Raw genomic sequence first — 15,541 nt, forward strand, 5'->3', positions numbered from 1 at the left:
CCGGGTTTGTAGGTCTAGGATTGTATCTGCAGCTAGCGGGTTCGGAGAACAGTCGATCGACAATCCGCAGCTTTTTGAGATATTTTTAGATCAAAAAAAAGCTCCTGCCGTTAAGCAGGAGCCTTTTTCAACTAGACAATCAAATCAGAAATAAATTCGATCGATTAGTCTAAGTCTGGCATAGCCAGCACTGGTTCATTTTCGCGATCGATACCCTTCTCAAAGCCAGCGACAGCCGCGCGAGCGCGACCAGCGTGCCACAAGTGACCCACCAAGAAGAAGAAACCCATCACAAAGTGGAAACAGGACAGCCAAGAACGAGGAGAAGTGAAGTTAAACGAGTTAACTTCAGTCGCCACACCGCCCACAGAGTTCAAAGAACCCAAAGGAGCGTGAGTCATGTACTCAGCCGCGCGGCGAGCTTGCCAAGGCTGAATGTCATTCTTGATTTTGTTCAAGTCCAAACCGTTAGTACCGCGCAAGGGTTCCAACCAAGGGCCTTGGAAATCCCAGAAACGCATCGTTTCACCGCCGAAAATGATTTCGCCAGTAGGAGAGCGCATCAGGTATTTACCCAGACCGGTGGGGCCTTGTGCAGAACCGACGTTAGCACCCAAGCGTTGGTCGCGGATCAGGAAGGTCAAAGCTTGCGCTTGAGAAGCTTCCGGGCCCGTCGGGCCGTAGAATTCGCTGGGGTAAGCAGTGTTGTTGAACCAGACAAAGCAGCAAGCGATGAAGCCCATCAGGGACAAAGCACCCAAGCTGTAAGACAGGTAAGCTTCGCCAGACCAGATTAAGGCACGGCGAGCCCAGCCGAAAGGCTTGGTCAAAATGTGCCAAACACCGCCAGCGATACAAATCAGGCCCAGCCAGATGTGACCGCCGATGATGTCTTCCATGTTGTTGACGCTGACAATCCAGCCTTCGCCACCAAAAGGAGAGCGAACCAAGTAGCCAAAAATCACAGCCGGGTTCAGAGTGGGGTTCGTGATAATACGCACGTCCCCGCCGCCTGGAGCCCAAGTGTCATAGACACCGCCGAAGAACATAGCCTTAGCAACCAGCAGCAAGCAACCGCCACCCAACAAAATTAGGTGATAGCCGATGATGTTGGTCATCTGGTTCTTATCTTTCCAGTCGTACCCGAAGAAAGAAGAGTATTCTTCGAGAACTTCCGGGCCGCGAACGGCGTGATAAATGCCGCCCAAACCGAGAACAGCAGATGAAATCAAGTGAAGAACGCCGACTACGAAGAACGGGAAGATATCAGTGACTTCACCGCCGGGGCCTACGCCCCAACCCAAAGTAGCGACGTGGGGCATCAAAATTAAGCCCTGTTCGTACATGGGCTTTTCTGGGATAAAGTGAGCGACTTCAAACAAAGTCATTGCACCGGCCCAGAACACGATCAAGCCAGCGTGAGCGACGTGGGCGCCCAGCAGTTTGCCGGAGAGATTGATCAAACGAGCGTTGCCAGACCACCAAGCGAACCCGGAGGATTCTTGGTCGCGACCGCTTGCGTAGGAATTAGAGAGCGTTACCACCCGGTAGAACCTCCAACGATTTTAGATTTTGGATTTTGGGTTTTTTGTTCCCTAGTAGGGCACGGGAGTACCGCGCCTGCGCCAGGGAGTAGGGATTTGGATTTCAGATTAATTTAAAAAAACTAAATTAATCTGAAATCCAAATCCTGATTTTTTTAAAGTGCGTTACCGCGAGGCAGAACTTCTTCAGGGAAGATGAAGTTTTCGTGGGGTTGGTCTGTCGGAGCCATCCAAGCACGAATGCCTTCGTTAAGCAGAATGTTCTTAGTGTAGAACGTTTCAAACTCAGGATCTTCAGCAGCGCGTAATTCTTGTGATACGAAGTCATAGGCCCGCAGGTTTAATGCTAAACCGACAATGCCAATGGAACTCATCCACAAGCCTGTGACAGGTACGAACAGCATGAAGAAGTGCAACCAGCGTTTGTTGGAGAAGGCAATTCCGAAGATTTGCGACCAAAAACGGTTGGCTGTAACCATCGAGTAGGTTTCTTCTGACTGAGTTGGGTTGAAGGCGCGGAAGGTGTTTGAGCCTTCGCCGTCTTCAAACAAGGTGTTTTCTACGGTTGCACCGTGGATGGCGCACAACAGCGCACCGCCCAAGATGCCTGCAACGCCCATCATGTGGAAGGGGTTGAGCGTCCAGTTGTGGAAGCCTTGCAGGAATAACAAAAAGCGGAAAATTGCTGCGACGCCAAAACTGGGGGCGAAGAACCAGCCTGATTGACCCAAGGGGTAAAGCAGGAACACCGAAACAAACACGGCGATGGGGCCGGTGAATGCTAGGGCGTTGTAGGGACGGATGCCTACCAAGCGGGCGATTTCAATCTGACGCAGGCAGAAGCCGATCAGTGCGAAGGCGCCGTGGAGGGCGACAAATGTCCACAGTCCACCGAGTTGGAACCAGCGGGTGAAGTCCCACTGTGCTTCGGGGCCCCAGAGGAACAGCAGGGAGTGTCCGAGGCTGTTGGCTGGGGTGGAGACTGCTACGGTGAGGAAGTTGGCTCCTTCGAGGTAGGAGCTTGCCAAACCGTGGGTGTACCAAGATGTGACGAAGGTGGTGCCTGTTAACCAGCCACCGATGGCTAGGTAGGCGCAGGGGAATAGCAGGATGCCAGACCAGCCTACGAAGACGAAGCGATCGCGTTTGAGCCAGTCGTCGAGGACATCAAAGATGCCTCTTTCGGTCTGGGCGCGTCCGACTGCGATTGTCATAGTTATAAAATCCTCTTGCTTGTTAAAAGACCAAGGTTTCTAATTAAAGTTAACATAACTATATATTAGAAGTTCATAAATTTCAACTAGAACAGCAGGGTTCCCCCACTAGAGGCGTACTCGATGAAAGGGTGGTTGAGAGGAATGCCATCTTGGTTGACGATGCTCAGCAACAATCCAACTGACCCTTCGTCGCCAAGCGGCGAGGTGGCGGTGGTTGAGCAGACGAACAAACACTCTGCGCTTGCACTCAAATCCTTCACAGGGTAAGATTATCCTCTTATCTGTTGAAGAAGTTGTGAGCCAAGTAATTACCGCAAAACTCAAATTAAACCTGACTGCCGAGCAAAAAATCTCGGTAGCTCAGGTTTCTTTGGCCTATCGGGATGCGCTGAACTACGCATCCCAAGTGGCATTTGATAACGGTAAATCTGGCAACGGAGCTAAACTACAAAAGTTGGTCTACTCGGAGCTACGGGCATTATTTGGGCTTGGTTCCCAGATGGCGTGTAACGTGCCAAGACAAGTTGCTGCGACTTTTAAGACGCTGTGGACTAAAGCCAAGCAGAATAGCGAGGCGCTTAAAGCTGGGTATACCAAGCGGCGGTACAAGGGACTCGATCGAGCTCCCAAATACACCTCGCGGACTTGTACGCTTAATTACCAGCGCGACTACTCCTTTAAAAAGGATCGACGGGTCAGTATTAACACCCTGGGTGGTCGAATTGTTGTTCCGTTTGATGGCTACAACAAGCACATCGATCTGATGCGAGCGTCCAAGAAGATCGGTGCTGCTAAAATTGTCTACCAGAAATCCTCGAAGACTTACTATCTAATGGTGAGCTTGGAGGTGGAAACGCCTACTCTCGACCCACTGAACATCACTAGAATTTCTGGTATAGATGTGGGAATGAGATACCTCGCAGTCGAAACAGACTTAGCTAATAAGTCGAGTTTCTATTCGGGCAAGGCGGCTAGACATCGAGCCAACCGTTATCAAAAAGCCAGACAATCTCTACAGCGAAAAGACACCCGTTCGGCGAAGCGAAGATTAATCGCTTTGTCGGGACGGGAGAGACGGTTTATCGCTGATGTGAACCACCAGATTGCGAGTAAAATCGCCAAGCCTAACAGCCTGATTGGACTAGAATATCTGACCGGAATACGCGATCGAACTAAATCTAAATCGGGCAGACGGGCAAGCAAGAAACAACGGAAAGCTAACAGGAACGTGGCTCAATGGTCGTTTGCCGAATTGCATGGCTATATCGATTACAAGGCTGTGCTGGTTGGCTCGTTAGCTACTAAAGTTCCAGCACATTACACCTCGCAAAGTTGCCCTAAATGTGGGCATACCTCAAAGGCTAATCGACCGAACAAGGGGCTGATTTTCCGCTGTGAATGCTGTGGGCATCAACTTCATGCAGATCTGGTTGGGGCGCGAAATATCGCACTTAGAACGTTGCTCGTCCGGCAAGCCTGGATGAGTACCGGGGTCTTGTCAGCACTCCCTCATGTATCGAGCGGTGAAGCCAAAGCTGAAATCCTTTCGAGGTTTTCGGAATTGAGGTGGAGTTCAGATACAAGCCCCCATCATAGCGGTACTCCGCTTGATGGCGGTAGTTGACCATAATTAGCAGGAGTTGATACACAATCCCCACCCGCCCGATCGCGATCTCGTCCGCGAAGGGTGACGCTCGGTGGGCTAATTGAATTAAGATTTGGCTTTAAGGCTGTTTAATTTTATGACTGCAAAAACAATGACCTCGATCGATCCTGTCCTGCGCTACCCGGTTTTGGGCTCCCGCCGCTTCAGCAATTACTGGTGGGCGACGGTGGTCAGCATTGGAGGGACTGGTTTCCTGCTGTCGGGCATTTCCAGCTACTTGCACGTTAACCTGCTGCCTTTTGCTGACCCGACTCAGCTCATTTTCATCCCCCAAGGCATTGCGATGGGTTTCTACGGTGTCTGTGGCGTGCTGTTGGCGCTCTACCTGTGGCTGACTATTCTCTGGGATGTCGGTGGCGGCTACAACGAGTTCGATCGACAAACTGGTAACATTCGGATCTTTCGCTGGGGTTTTCCGGGCAAAAACCGCAAGGTTGATTTTAATTGCAAGACATCGGAGGTGCAATCTGTGCGCGTGGACATTAAAGAAGGTCTCAATCCCCGCCGCAGTATTTATCTTAAGCTCAAAGACCGCCGTCAGTTTCCCCTGACTCGAGTCGGACAGCCGATTGCTTTGTCTGAAGTGGAAAATCAAGCGGCCGAATTGGCTCGGTTTTTGCAAGTTCCCCTAGAAGGACTTTAGGGATTTGCGATTGGCGATTTGAGATTTGAGATTGGTAATGTCTGGTAGGGTGTGCCGGGCCGCGCACCTTACCTACCTGGTAAGTGAAAAACGTCAATCTGCGAGTCAGCCCCGTTACCAATTTTTGAATCTATCAATTAACCATACTTGCGAAAGTTTTTGATTGCAAACCGTAGAATAAGGTTTTCAAGGCTCCAAAGCAAGTTCGCTATCCAAGGAAAATCGCTGGTTTTAGACTACGAACTAAAAACAGTCCGGACTATTGAATTAAAATCTTTAGTTGCAAAGTCCGTAATTGACTCAACGTGAAAATACAAATGCAAATGCAAATCAAAATTCAGCGGTGGTTGTTCTCACTTTTAATAATTGGCGCGTTGTTTGTCGGAGGATGCGGTAGTTCCCCTGTCGCAAACTCGACTCCGACATCGAATCCGGTGTCGGGTGAAAGTATTTCTTTGTCTCCGTCTCCGTCTCCTTCTCCTGCTGCTGTAGCGGCGAGTTCGCAATTTAGCAATTTGCCACGCTTGGACGGAAAAGCAACGGTGGTGATGACGGTTAAAGGTGCTCCAATTACGATCGAACTCGACGGCACAAATGCGCCAATTACTGCGGGCAATTTTGTCGATTTGGTTCAGAAAGGTGTCTACGACGGGCTGGTTTTTCACCGAGTCGTGCGGGAACCTCAGCCTTTTGTAGTTCAGGGTGGCGACCCCCAGGGTAAAGACCCTAAATTCCCTACGGCGCGACTGGGAACTGGCGGTTTTATTGACCCGAAAACTACTGTAGAACGCAGGATTCCTCTGGAAATTAAAGCTCAAGGTGCTGCCAATCCGACTTACAGCGCGACGCTACAAGAAGCTGGGGTTAAGGAGAAACCCGTGTTGATGCACAGTCGCGGGGCTGTGGCTATGGCTCGATCGCAGAGTCCTGATTCGGCTTCTTCTCAGTTTTACTTTACTTTGACGGATGTACCGTTTTTGGACGGTAGCTATGCAGTTTTTGGGTACGTGAAGCAAGGGATGGATGTTGTTGATAAGATTGAAGCGGGCGATCGCATTGATAAGGCTACTGTTACTCAAGGTTTGGAAAATTTTAAGCCTGTTAGCTGAAGGTAGTCAACCAATTTTGGATTTTGGATTTTAGATTTTGGATTTTAGATTTTTGATTATCCCCACGGGATCGATCCGATGGCTTGTAAATTCGGGATTTGAGATAAGGGAATTGGATTTTAGATTTTAGATTATCCCTTTTTAATCCAAAATCTAAAATCGTCTGGCCTGATTCTTCTTTTAATCCAAAATCTAAAATCTAAAATCGGCTTAGCTATGGATGTTGTTGTTACTGGAATTGGTCTTGTTTCGGCTTTAGGCACTCTGGAAACAAGCTGGAAAAGACTGCTGTATGGAGAATCGGGAATCGCTCGGCATCAACCTTTTTTAGAACTTGAACGGCGACCTTTGGCTTTAATTGGCACAAAACCGACCGATTTAATAACTTTAATTCGGCAGGTTTTAGCAGATGCTTTGCAAGATGCTAATTTGACTTTGCCTTTGCCTGATTGCGGAATTGTTATTGGCTCTAGCCGCGGGTTTCAGGCAAATTTGGAACAGTTGGCGAGGGAAGGAAGTTCGGCAACGGATTCTGTAACGGATGTAACGGATGTCAGGAAGAAGGAAGAGGGAAGAAGGAAGAAGGAAGAAGGAAGAGGGGAGAAGGAAGAGGAAAGAGAATTCTCAATGCCCAATTCCCAATTCCCCATGCCCAATTCCCAATTCCCAATTCCCAATTCTCAATTTGTGAATTTTTTGCCTCACATGGGGGCGATCGCAGGGGCGAGGGCAATTGGCTCAACGGGGCCGGTGCTGGCGCCGATGGCTGCTTGTGCGACGGGCATACAGTCGATCGCCCGTGCTGTTGATTTAATCCGCACTGGTGAGTGTCAGCGGGCGATCGCAGGTGCTGTGGAAGCGCCTATCACACCGCTGACTCTGGCTGGATTTAGCCGGATGGGTGCTTTGGCAAACAATGGGTGCTATCCCTTTGATGAAAATCGGGAAGGCTTTGTGATCGGTGAAGGCGGGGCTTTATTTGTATTAGAATCGGCCGAGTTGGCAAGGCGTCGTGGTGCTAAAATTTACGGTCGAGTTTCCGGTTTTGGCTTGACAAATGATGCTTGCCATGCTAATGCGCCGGAGCTGGGGGGGAAAAGTGCGATCGCGGCGGTAAATCAATGTTTGAAACGCAGCAATTTAGCGGCGATTGATATAGATTTTATTCATGCTCACGGTACTGCAACTGAGTTAAATGACCGACACGAAGCACTGTTAATTGAGAAGTTATTTCACCCAGGAGTTGCTGTTAGTTCGACTAAGGGGGCGACGGGTCATACTTTGGGAGCTTCGGGAGCTTTGGGCGTGGCTTTTTGTTTGATGAGTATTAAATATCAGATGTTGCCGCCTTGCGTGGGAATGAAAAAACCGGGGTTTGAATTAGATTTTGTTCGCTGTGCGCGATCGGCTATTGTCAGAAATGCGGTTTGTTTAAGTTTTGGCTTTGGCGGGCAGAATGCTGCGATCGTTTTATCGGGCGATCGTTAATTTTTGTAAACTCGGTCGATCGGCATTTAAATTACACGATCTCTCTACAGTTAAAATCTTCTGAGGTGGCCGGAGAACCCCCCCACATCGAATTTAAATCTCAAAAATAGTACAATTTATGTATTTTAGTCAATTAACTGAGAATTTTGGTGAGATTGCTGGTGCTGCTATGCTAGTCTGGCTCTCCATCCCGACGCTAATCCTTGCGTCAAAGCCTCGGAGGCTAGAAAAGAGAGCCAGATTAAAGCAGTATTGTATTTTAGTGAACAAACCTGACGGTCAACTGAGTACAGTTAGACCGCAGGCTTCTTTTTCCTTTTTTTCAAAGGCTTTTTATAGTGAGGTAGTTCCACCCCCACTTGCTAATATAGTATCAGAGTATTTCCCGATCATCAATGGGTATAAAAGAAATAATTGTCGGTTTCCGTACCTACACCCGACGCTTCTTTCCATCACGCTCGGTAATTTATTCGGGGTACTTCGCGCAGCGCTCAAATTAATCCCCTCTAAATATACCGAGGGACTTCCCGGCTGGTAGTTAAATTAAGTCTCAGGTATTTTCACATGGATCTGGCCTCTCATCGATTTATGTCTTATTTTGAACCAGAGCAAGCTGCTCACCTTTGCCAAATAGCTGTTTTGGAGAGTTTTGCTGAGGAAACGCTGGTTTTTGAAGAAGGAGAAACAGCGGATTTTTTATATCTAGTTTTAGAAGGTAAAGTCGAGTTTAGCAAGCGGATTGAAAATCATAAATATCAAACTGTTGCTGTCGCTAACCCAGACGATTATTTTGGCGAACTCGGAGTTTTAGACGGAGAGCCTCGCAGTGCTAGAGCTGTGGCAGTTACCGGCTCGACTTTGGCCAAAATAGACCGTGAAAAACTAATAACAACTCTCCAGTTTGCTAAAGGCAGTTCGGTATTGCAAATGTTTAGTTTCATTACTAAAAATTTACGGGATACCACGGATCAATATGTTAGCCAGTTGGTACACAAACAAAAAATGGTATTGGTAGGAGAAATGGTGAGTACAATTATTCACGATTTCAAAAGTCCTTTTACCGGAATTAAACTCTCTAGTGAAGTGCTCAAAGAAATGCACCCGGATGACGAAACTCAGGAGTGGTGCGAACTTATTCAATTGCAGGTTCAGCGAATGTTGGGGATGGCTGAAGAAGTGTTAGAATTTTCGCGCGGCAATTCTGTATTAAATAAAAAACCAGTTAATCTAATTCAGACGTTGCAGCAGTTTCAAAAGTTGAACAGAGTTTATTTTGAAGCAGCAAAAGTAGATTTGGTAGTACGGGTGACAGAAGTGATAGTGGAAGCGGACGAGAATAAGATTTTGCGCGTTTTACAAAATTTAGTTGGGAATGCTGTTGAGGCTTTTGGCGGAAGAGGGGGGCGGGTGGAGATTGCGGTGACACAAACTGAGGAGTGGGCAGAAATTAGCATTTACGATAACGGCCCGGGCATTCCGCAGGCAATTAAGGAAAAGTTATTTGAACCGTTTGTGACTTATGGTAAACGGACTGGTACTGGGTTGGGAACGGCAATTGTTAAGTCGATGGTTGAGGCTCACAAAGGGCAAATTACTTATGAGTCGGAGGACGGAAAAGGCACAACTTTTTACATCCGCTTGCCGAAAACTATGGATTTAGCAGATCAAATTTAAGTAGGTAGAAAGATATATACTTAGGACTTTCTCACTAAGCTTCAGAGACTTGGTTGATGAGTAGATATCTTGTTATCAAACAATATTTTTCTAATAAACCGGGTTTAAGAGCCTAAGTCCTAATACGGTGTAGCGACTTGCAGGATCTAGTAGAATTGAATTAACGAAATGCTAAAAATCTGATGCCAGTTACTATTCAAACCTTACCCACAGAAGTTATCAATTTAATTGCCGCCGGCGAAGTGATTGACTCGATCGCCTCCGCGGTACGAGAATTAGTTGAAAATTCTCTGGATGCTGGCGCAACTCGCATCGTTGTTTCTGTCTGGCCCGAACAGTGGCGGGTGCAAGTTGCAGACAATGGTACAGGAATGGATCTGGAAAATTTGCAGCAGGCGGCTTCGCCTCACAGTACGAGCAAAATTACCACTGAAGCTGACCTTTACAAAATTGATACTTTGGGATTTCGTGGGGAAGCTTTGCACAGTTTAGCTCAATTGGGCTGTTTGGAGGTTTTGAGCCGATCGAATGATTTGGGATTGGGGGATTTTTCGGAAAATCGAGAGTCGGCGCAAACCCCCGCCAAATCTTCCTTTAACAAGGGGGGAGTTGAAAATGCTCGATCGGGCTGGCGGGTGGTTTACAATAACGCGGGCGTTGCTGTAGAGGTGGAAACAGCCGCGATCGCTCCTGGTACGGTGGTGACTGTTGATAATTTGTTTGGCAATTGGCCTGTGCGCCGCAGTTTTTTGTCGCCGGCACAGCAAATGCGATCGATCCAATTAACTCTTCAGCAAATTGCTATTTGTCACCCGCACGTTAATTGGCAGTTGCGTCAAGGAAATACGCCTTGTTTGCACGTAACTCCTGGTAGCACAGCGGAACAACTTTTACCTCAATTTGTGCGCGGTGTGCGATCGAGCGATTTGCAGTATTTAAAGTTAGATTTGCCGGCGAGTCCTCAAAATCAGAAAGCAGCAAATTTCTTGCTAGAAACTCAACTTGTGGGCGCTACAGTTAAACCTAATTACCAATTCCCAGTTGCTACTTCTCAATTCCAAATGCCTAATTCCCAGTTTTTAGAATTAGTAATTGGTTTGCCCGATCGCTGTCACCGCAGGCGGCCGGATTGGGTGAAAGTTGGGGTAAATCGGCGAGTTGTGCGATCGCCCGAATTAGAGCAAACTATTCTCAGCGCCTTTGCCCGCACTTGTCCGCGCGATCGCTATCCCGTGTGTTTTGTCCACCTGCAAATCTCCTCTTCGGAAATCGACTGGAACCGCCACCCGGCTAAGGTTGAAATTTATCTGCATGATCCAAGCTTTTGGCAAGCGCAAGTTAGCGCGGCAATTTCTCGTGCTTTACATTTGAACGATGAAGTTTTGCAGCCTGCCCCAATTCCCGATAGAGTGGGAAAATTGCTGAAGGCATCGGAAGAAAAAAGTGCTTACAGTGTCGGAATTCCGGCGAGGCAGAATGATGAAGGTGGCGAACAGGAAAAAGCTCATAAAATAGGATTGATGGAATTGAGGGCGATCGCTCAAGTTCACAATACTTACATTGTTGCCGAACATTCCAGCGGAATGTGGTTGGTGGAACAACACATCGCTCACGAGCGCGTTTTGTACGAGCAATTGTGCGCGGCTTGGCAGCTAAAATGTCTAGAAAAACCAGTAATTCTCAGTCAGTTATCGGCGCTGCAAATAGAGAATTTATCCCGATTGGGTTTGGAAGTAGAAAGTTTTGGCGAACAGCTATGGGCTGCCCGCGAAGTTCCTGAATTGTTAGCCGATCGAGATGACTGTGCGGATGCGCTTTTTGAACTCAGTAAAGTCGCAGATTTACAAGCGGCTCAAGTTGCGACTGCTTGCCGTAGTGCTATGCGAAACGGTACTCCTTTGAGTCTTTCCCAAATGCAAAATTTGTTGGATGAATGGCAGCAAACTCGCAATCCGCGCACTTGTCCTCACGGCCGCCCTATCTATTTTGCTTTGGAAGAATCGACTCTGGCTCGGATTTTTCGCCGCAGTTGGGTGATTGGTAAAAGTCACGGGATTTGAAGGTTAAAAGTTAAGCTGTAAGGTGCGCGTTACATACAGGACTGTTTTTTTTGAACCGCAGAGGGCGCAGAGAACGCAGAGAGGAAGAGAAGAGAGATGTTTTTAATATTTTTTTGGGCAATTGGATATTCGTATAAAATGTCAATTAAAATCAAATAAATCATAAATATGGATTTTCCGATCGCCCGACAACTATTTTATCGAGAAATAAATCAGCCTGATGGCTCGATCGACCTGGCGAAAGCTGCTCTTTATATGGCTTTGGAAGAATACCCAAATTTAGAGCCAGAGGAGTATCTCAACGCTCTTGACACGATCGCAGATGAAGTGCGCGATCGCCTGCCGGCACAGAATTATCCACTGCGGATTATTCAAACTATTAACGCCTATTTATACGGGGAGTTGCTGTTTGCGGGCAATGATGTTGATTATTACGACCCGCGCAATAGCTTTTTGAATGAAGTGCTCGATCGGCGTACTGGTATTCCGATCTCTTTATCTTTGGTTTATTTGGAGGTTGCTAAGCGGATTGATTTTCCGATGGTGGGAATTGGGATGCCGGGACATTTTTTAATTAGACCGGATTTTGAAGATGCTGGCATTTTTGTTGATGCGTTTAACGGCGGCGAAATCTTATTTCCTGAAGATTGTCAAGCCCGACTTTCTCAAATTTATGGGCAACCTATGGAGTTGCAGACGACTTTTCTCGCCCCGGTAAGTCGCCGACATTTGTTGGGACGAATGCTGGGAAATCTGAAGGCGATTTACTTGCAACAGGGAGATGCTGTGAGGGTACTATTGGCGATTGAACGGATTTTGCTGCTGTTTCCCGATGCGCTGGGGGAACGGCGCGATCGCGGAATTCTCTATTATCAACTGGGACGCTTGGTAGAAGCGCGCCACGATTTGGAATTATACCTGAGAAATGCTCCGAATGCTCCTGATGCTGCTAGAATTCGCCAATTGGTCGATCGGCTCGATCGGGATCTTTGAAGTTAGGAATGAGAATTAAATAACTTCCACTCTTGAAAGTGGGATGGGCCTAAGAGCCCGTCGTTTTTGGACGGGCTCTTAGGCCCATCCCACAATAACAATTAAAATTGTAAGTTATTTAATTCGCGATCCTTAAATTCGCTATATGTCGCACAGCACACTATAAGACATAAAAGTGACACTCAATAAACTGCTGCCTGACGACCAAATTTCGCTTTTATCATTTTTGCCATGGGATCTAAAATTTGGCAAAGAATTAACTATAACATATTAATTGTAAATTAAAACCTATCTTTTGATAGGTTGAATTTGCTTGACTTGACTGTAATATCATAGGTCATTTACGCAAATCCCGATTCGACTTTCCCGACTGATATCCGCACAGATATCCGCACAGAAGAGCGATCTAAAAAGTATTTTGACCTAAAGAGGCACAAACTCATGAACTTTCAGTTTCAACAAGGTTATCTCAACGGAATGCAATCGCTGTCAGTCCATTTAACCAAAAGAATGTCAAAGTCTTTATCATTAGGTTTGGCACTTTTGCTGGGAACAAGTGCAGTATTCCTAAGCAGCGGCAAAGCCTTTGCATTAGATAATGTTACCGTAAAATACGGTGCTGTTGACGTAACACTACCGATGAGCGACTTGCAAAGCTTTGTACAAACTGGCAAGGCTTCCTCTCAACTGCAAAGCGTTCTGAGTCTGGCGAAACAAACTCCCGAGTCGGTGCGCGAAATATTAACGCGAGAAGTGCCTTTAGATTCCCAATTAGTAGCGCGGCTAGCAAGCACTTATTTTGGGGAAATAGTTTTCAAACAATTGGGGGAGGTTGCTTATGCGCCGACTGCTCGGCTTCAAAGCGTGCCCGCACTGCGCGATGCTTTAGTCGCAGCTTCCAAAGATGGCAAAATATCGCTGATTGAAGTAATGCAAAATTACAGCCCTGCGGCTTTAGAAGTTGACGGCAATCAAGCGATGGCTATCTACGAACGAGTGATTAAAGATGTGCAAGATTTGCAAGCTTTGTATCAAAATTCCCCGGCTTTGCAAAATACGGCTAACCAAGCCGTGAATTCGGCGAGAGAAATGATGTGTCAGCCCAATCCAGCGGGAAGTGCGAAGTAAATAACTGAAGTTGGAGGGAAGGGGGAGTCGGGAATTGGAAATTGGGAATGGGTGCTTTTTTTCGTATTAGCTGTAGCTTTCAGCTATTAGCAATTACTCATCATCCATTCCCAATTCTTCGGCTACGCGAGGGTAAAAGTTCCCAATTACCCATTATTCATTACCCCTTACCCATTCTTTGAGATAGTTGCTCGGCTACCCGCTTTAGTCGGCGGAGTTGGTCTTTCATATCTTTTTCTGTCCAAGGGGCTGCAAAACGATTGAAACCAAATCTAATTAAACGATTGGGAATTTGAAATTCAAAGCGGTTAATCAAGAGAGTACCTTGGATTTGCGGCTGGCATTCCCAACGATCGCATCCTTTGAAAAATCCGTCAAACCCCCAAACAATTAAACCTGGTTGTCGCTCCAACACAACACTCTCTAAAGAGGGTTGCAAAACAGGAATTTTTATGATAAATAAGCTACGACTTCCTACGGTAGTATCCCATTCGCCCTGGGGATCGCAGCGTAGCAGGGGATTGAGCCACTTGTGCATTAAAGTGCGATCGACTATACATTGCTCCACCAGAGTAGCAGCAGCGCGAATTTCAATGGATTGCTCGAAAACTTGACGAATTGACATGAGAACCTGCAACAAGGAGGGTATTACAAAACTTTGCTTACTTGATAGTCCTTTATTTACTTGTAACGTCAATTTTTCCAGAAATTAAAAGATTGACACACTCATAAATACAGTGTATCATCTTGAATTAAAGTATATATACCGATTATGCAGTTAGTCGAAAGGCACATCATTAAACCAAATCATAGGTTTTATCGAGAAGCCGATAGACTGTCTTGGCTGTGCAAAAATCTTTACAATAAGGCTAATTACATCTACCGTCAAAAGTTTTTCGCTAGCCAAGAAAGAAACGCTCTGGCTGTTGATTGCGCCCTCAAAACAAGTCATGATTGCAAAGCACTGCCCGCAAAATTAGCACAAAGCACGATCGGCTTAGTCCTCAAAGCATGGACTAGCTATTATCTGGCGCTGCGAAACTATCAGGAAGACCCAACTAAATTTCAAGCAGCACCGCAAATCCCTCATTATAAAGGTTCAAGAGAGCGAAAAAGAGAGGATGGGGGCTATGTAGTTGTATTTAATTGTCAAGCTGTCAGCAAAAAAGCCTTAAAAAAAGGATATGCTCGTCCCTGTGGGACTAATATTTGGTTGCCCTCAAGAGTCACCTCCAGTCTGGAAATCCGGATTGTTCCCAAAGTATGTTGTTATGGGGGCCAGGTGCTCTATGAAAAGTTAGAACAGCCTTTACAAGTAAATCAGAAAGTAGGTGCCATAGATTTAGGATTAAACAATCTGGCAACATTAACCTACAATGTTCCTGGGTTAGTACCGACAATCTACGACGGAGGGGCTGTTAAGTCAACAAACCAATACTGCAATCAAGTTTCATCGGCATTGAAATCATTGCTGCCCGCAGCGCAAAAAAACAGTGAAAAACTTGCCAAATTGTGGCACAAGCGTAACTGTAAAGTGGATTACTGCCTCCATACGCCGAGTTCCGCAATTATTAAAGAACTCGTTAATTATCAAATGGGCTTGCTGGCTATAGGCTGGAACGATGATTTTAAAGATGGGATTAATACGGGTTTGGTTAATAATCAAAATTTTCCCTGTATTCCCCATCGCCGATTCGTGCAAATGTTGCAGTACAAAGGACAACTTGCGGGAATTCAAGTTGGGTTAGTTGAGGAGAGTTACACCTCCAAATGTTCAGCTTTGGATTTGGAACCAATTCAACAACATTCCGACTACATTGGCAGTAGGGTAAAAAGAGGATTGTTCAGAACCCAAACTGGACGATTCATAAATGCCGATGTAAACGGTTCTTTGAATATTGCCCCAAAAGCAGTCGGAGATGGGTTGATCCCAAATTCGATAGAGGGTTTTGTAGTTAACCCAGTACGATTAAAAGTGTACAAACATTAAATTTAGGCGATGTCTAGATTTTTTGGAAC

Annotated in this window: 12 protein-coding genes; 9 read left to right on the top strand and 3 right to left on the bottom strand. The window is 46.5% G+C overall.

All coding sequences use genetic code 11. The features are described from left to right. Positions 1-164 precede the first annotated feature (164 nt). Together psbC and psbD are read right to left on the bottom strand one after the other, a co-directional pair. A complete protein-coding gene (psbC, locus tag QUB26_RS06230; protein ID WP_333102538.1) occupies positions 165-1,544 on the bottom strand; it encodes a photosystem II reaction center protein CP43 in 1,380 nt (459 codons plus the stop codon). 155 nt (positions 1,545-1,699) lie between these two features. Beyond that, entirely contained in the window at positions 1,700-2,758 is a 1,059-nt protein-coding gene (gene psbD / locus QUB26_RS06235) for a photosystem II D2 protein (photosystem q(a) protein) (protein WP_333055206.1), read from the bottom strand. 217 nt (positions 2,759-2,975) lie between these two features. On the opposite strand from psbD, the gene QUB26_RS06240 reads away from it, so the two are divergent. The 8 genes from QUB26_RS06240 to QUB26_RS06275 all read left to right on the top strand — a co-directional run bounded on the left by QUB26_RS06240 (position 2,976) and on the right by QUB26_RS06275 (position 13,522). After that, a complete protein-coding gene (locus QUB26_RS06240) occupies positions 2,976-4,385 on the top strand; it encodes a transposase (protein ID WP_333317140.1) in 1,410 nt (469 codons plus the stop codon). Positions 4,386-4,503: 118 nt separating this feature from the next. Further along, a complete protein-coding gene (locus QUB26_RS06245) occupies positions 4,504-5,070 on the top strand; it encodes a photosystem I assembly protein Ycf4 (RefSeq protein WP_333057558.1) in 567 nt (188 codons plus the stop codon). Between the two features lie 317 nt (positions 5,071-5,387). Then, complete coding sequence (locus QUB26_RS06250) at positions 5,388-6,179, top strand: peptidylprolyl isomerase (protein WP_333317142.1); 792 nt, start codon at positions 5,388-5,390, stop codon at positions 6,177-6,179. A 216-nt stretch (positions 6,180-6,395) separates the two neighbouring features. Beyond that, positions 6,396-7,667 carry a beta-ketoacyl synthase N-terminal-like domain-containing protein gene (locus QUB26_RS06255; RefSeq protein WP_333317144.1) on the top strand — a complete coding sequence of 424 codons (1,272 nt, stop codon included), beginning with the start codon at positions 6,396-6,398 and terminating at the stop codon, positions 7,665-7,667. 564 nt (positions 7,668-8,231) lie between these two features. Continuing rightward, positions 8,232-9,341: an ATP-binding protein gene (locus tag QUB26_RS06260; RefSeq protein WP_333317147.1), complete on the top strand. Its 1,110-nt coding sequence runs from the start codon at positions 8,232-8,234 to the stop codon at positions 9,339-9,341. 182 nt (positions 9,342-9,523) lie between these two features. Continuing rightward, positions 9,524-11,401: a DNA mismatch repair endonuclease MutL gene (mutL, locus tag QUB26_RS06265; RefSeq protein ID WP_333317150.1), complete on the top strand. Its 1,878-nt coding sequence runs from the start codon at positions 9,524-9,526 to the stop codon at positions 11,399-11,401. A 168-nt stretch (positions 11,402-11,569) separates the two neighbouring features. Next, positions 11,570-12,394 carry a transglutaminase family protein gene (locus tag QUB26_RS06270; protein ID WP_333243815.1) on the top strand — a complete coding sequence of 275 codons (825 nt, stop codon included), beginning with the start codon at positions 11,570-11,572 and terminating at the stop codon, positions 12,392-12,394. Positions 12,395-12,835: 441 nt separating this feature from the next. After that, the gene (locus QUB26_RS06275) at positions 12,836-13,522 is read left to right on the top strand and encodes an alpha/beta hydrolase (protein ID WP_333243818.1); all 687 of its coding nucleotides are present in this window, start codon (positions 12,836-12,838) and stop codon (positions 13,520-13,522) included. A 160-nt stretch (positions 13,523-13,682) separates the two neighbouring features. Here the strand turns inward: QUB26_RS06275 and QUB26_RS06280 are convergent, their stop codons facing one another. Further along, the gene (locus QUB26_RS06280; protein ID WP_333039545.1) at positions 13,683-14,147 is read right to left on the bottom strand and encodes an SRPBCC family protein; all 465 of its coding nucleotides are present in this window, start codon (positions 14,145-14,147) and stop codon (positions 13,683-13,685) included. Between the two features lie 147 nt (positions 14,148-14,294). Between QUB26_RS06280 and QUB26_RS06285 the strand changes: the two genes are divergently transcribed. Continuing rightward, entirely contained in the window at positions 14,295-15,512 is a 1,218-nt protein-coding gene (locus QUB26_RS06285) for a transposase (protein ID WP_333243821.1), read from the top strand. Positions 15,513-15,541 lie beyond the last annotated feature (29 nt).

The sequence above is a fragment of the Microcoleus sp. B4-C1 genome (assembly GCF_036705285.1).
Classification (GTDB): Bacteria; Cyanobacteriota; Cyanobacteriia; order Cyanobacteriales; family Microcoleaceae; genus Microcoleus.

Coding starts and splice junctions, on each gene's coding strand:
- mutL (WP_333317150.1), top strand. CDS start 9,524: ATGCCAGTTACTATTCAAACCTTACCCACAGAAGTTATCAATTTAATT.
- QUB26_RS06255 (WP_333317144.1), top strand. CDS start 6,396: ATGGATGTTGTTGTTACTGGAATTGGTCTTGTTTCGGCTTTAGGCACT.
- QUB26_RS06285 (WP_333243821.1), top strand. CDS start 14,295: ATGCAGTTAGTCGAAAGGCACATCATTAAACCAAATCATAGGTTTTAT.
- QUB26_RS06270 (WP_333243815.1), top strand. CDS start 11,570: ATGGATTTTCCGATCGCCCGACAACTATTTTATCGAGAAATAAATCAG.
- QUB26_RS06245 (WP_333057558.1), top strand. CDS start 4,504: ATGACTGCAAAAACAATGACCTCGATCGATCCTGTCCTGCGCTACCCG.
- psbD (WP_333055206.1), bottom strand. CDS start 2,758: ATGACAATCGCAGTCGGACGCGCCCAGACCGAAAGAGGCATCTTTGAT.
- QUB26_RS06280 (WP_333039545.1), bottom strand. CDS start 14,147: ATGTCAATTCGTCAAGTTTTCGAGCAATCCATTGAAATTCGCGCTGCT.
- QUB26_RS06275 (WP_333243818.1), top strand. CDS start 12,836: ATGAACTTTCAGTTTCAACAAGGTTATCTCAACGGAATGCAATCGCTG.
- QUB26_RS06250 (WP_333317142.1), top strand. CDS start 5,388: ATGCAAATGCAAATCAAAATTCAGCGGTGGTTGTTCTCACTTTTAATA.
- QUB26_RS06260 (WP_333317147.1), top strand. CDS start 8,232: ATGGATCTGGCCTCTCATCGATTTATGTCTTATTTTGAACCAGAGCAA.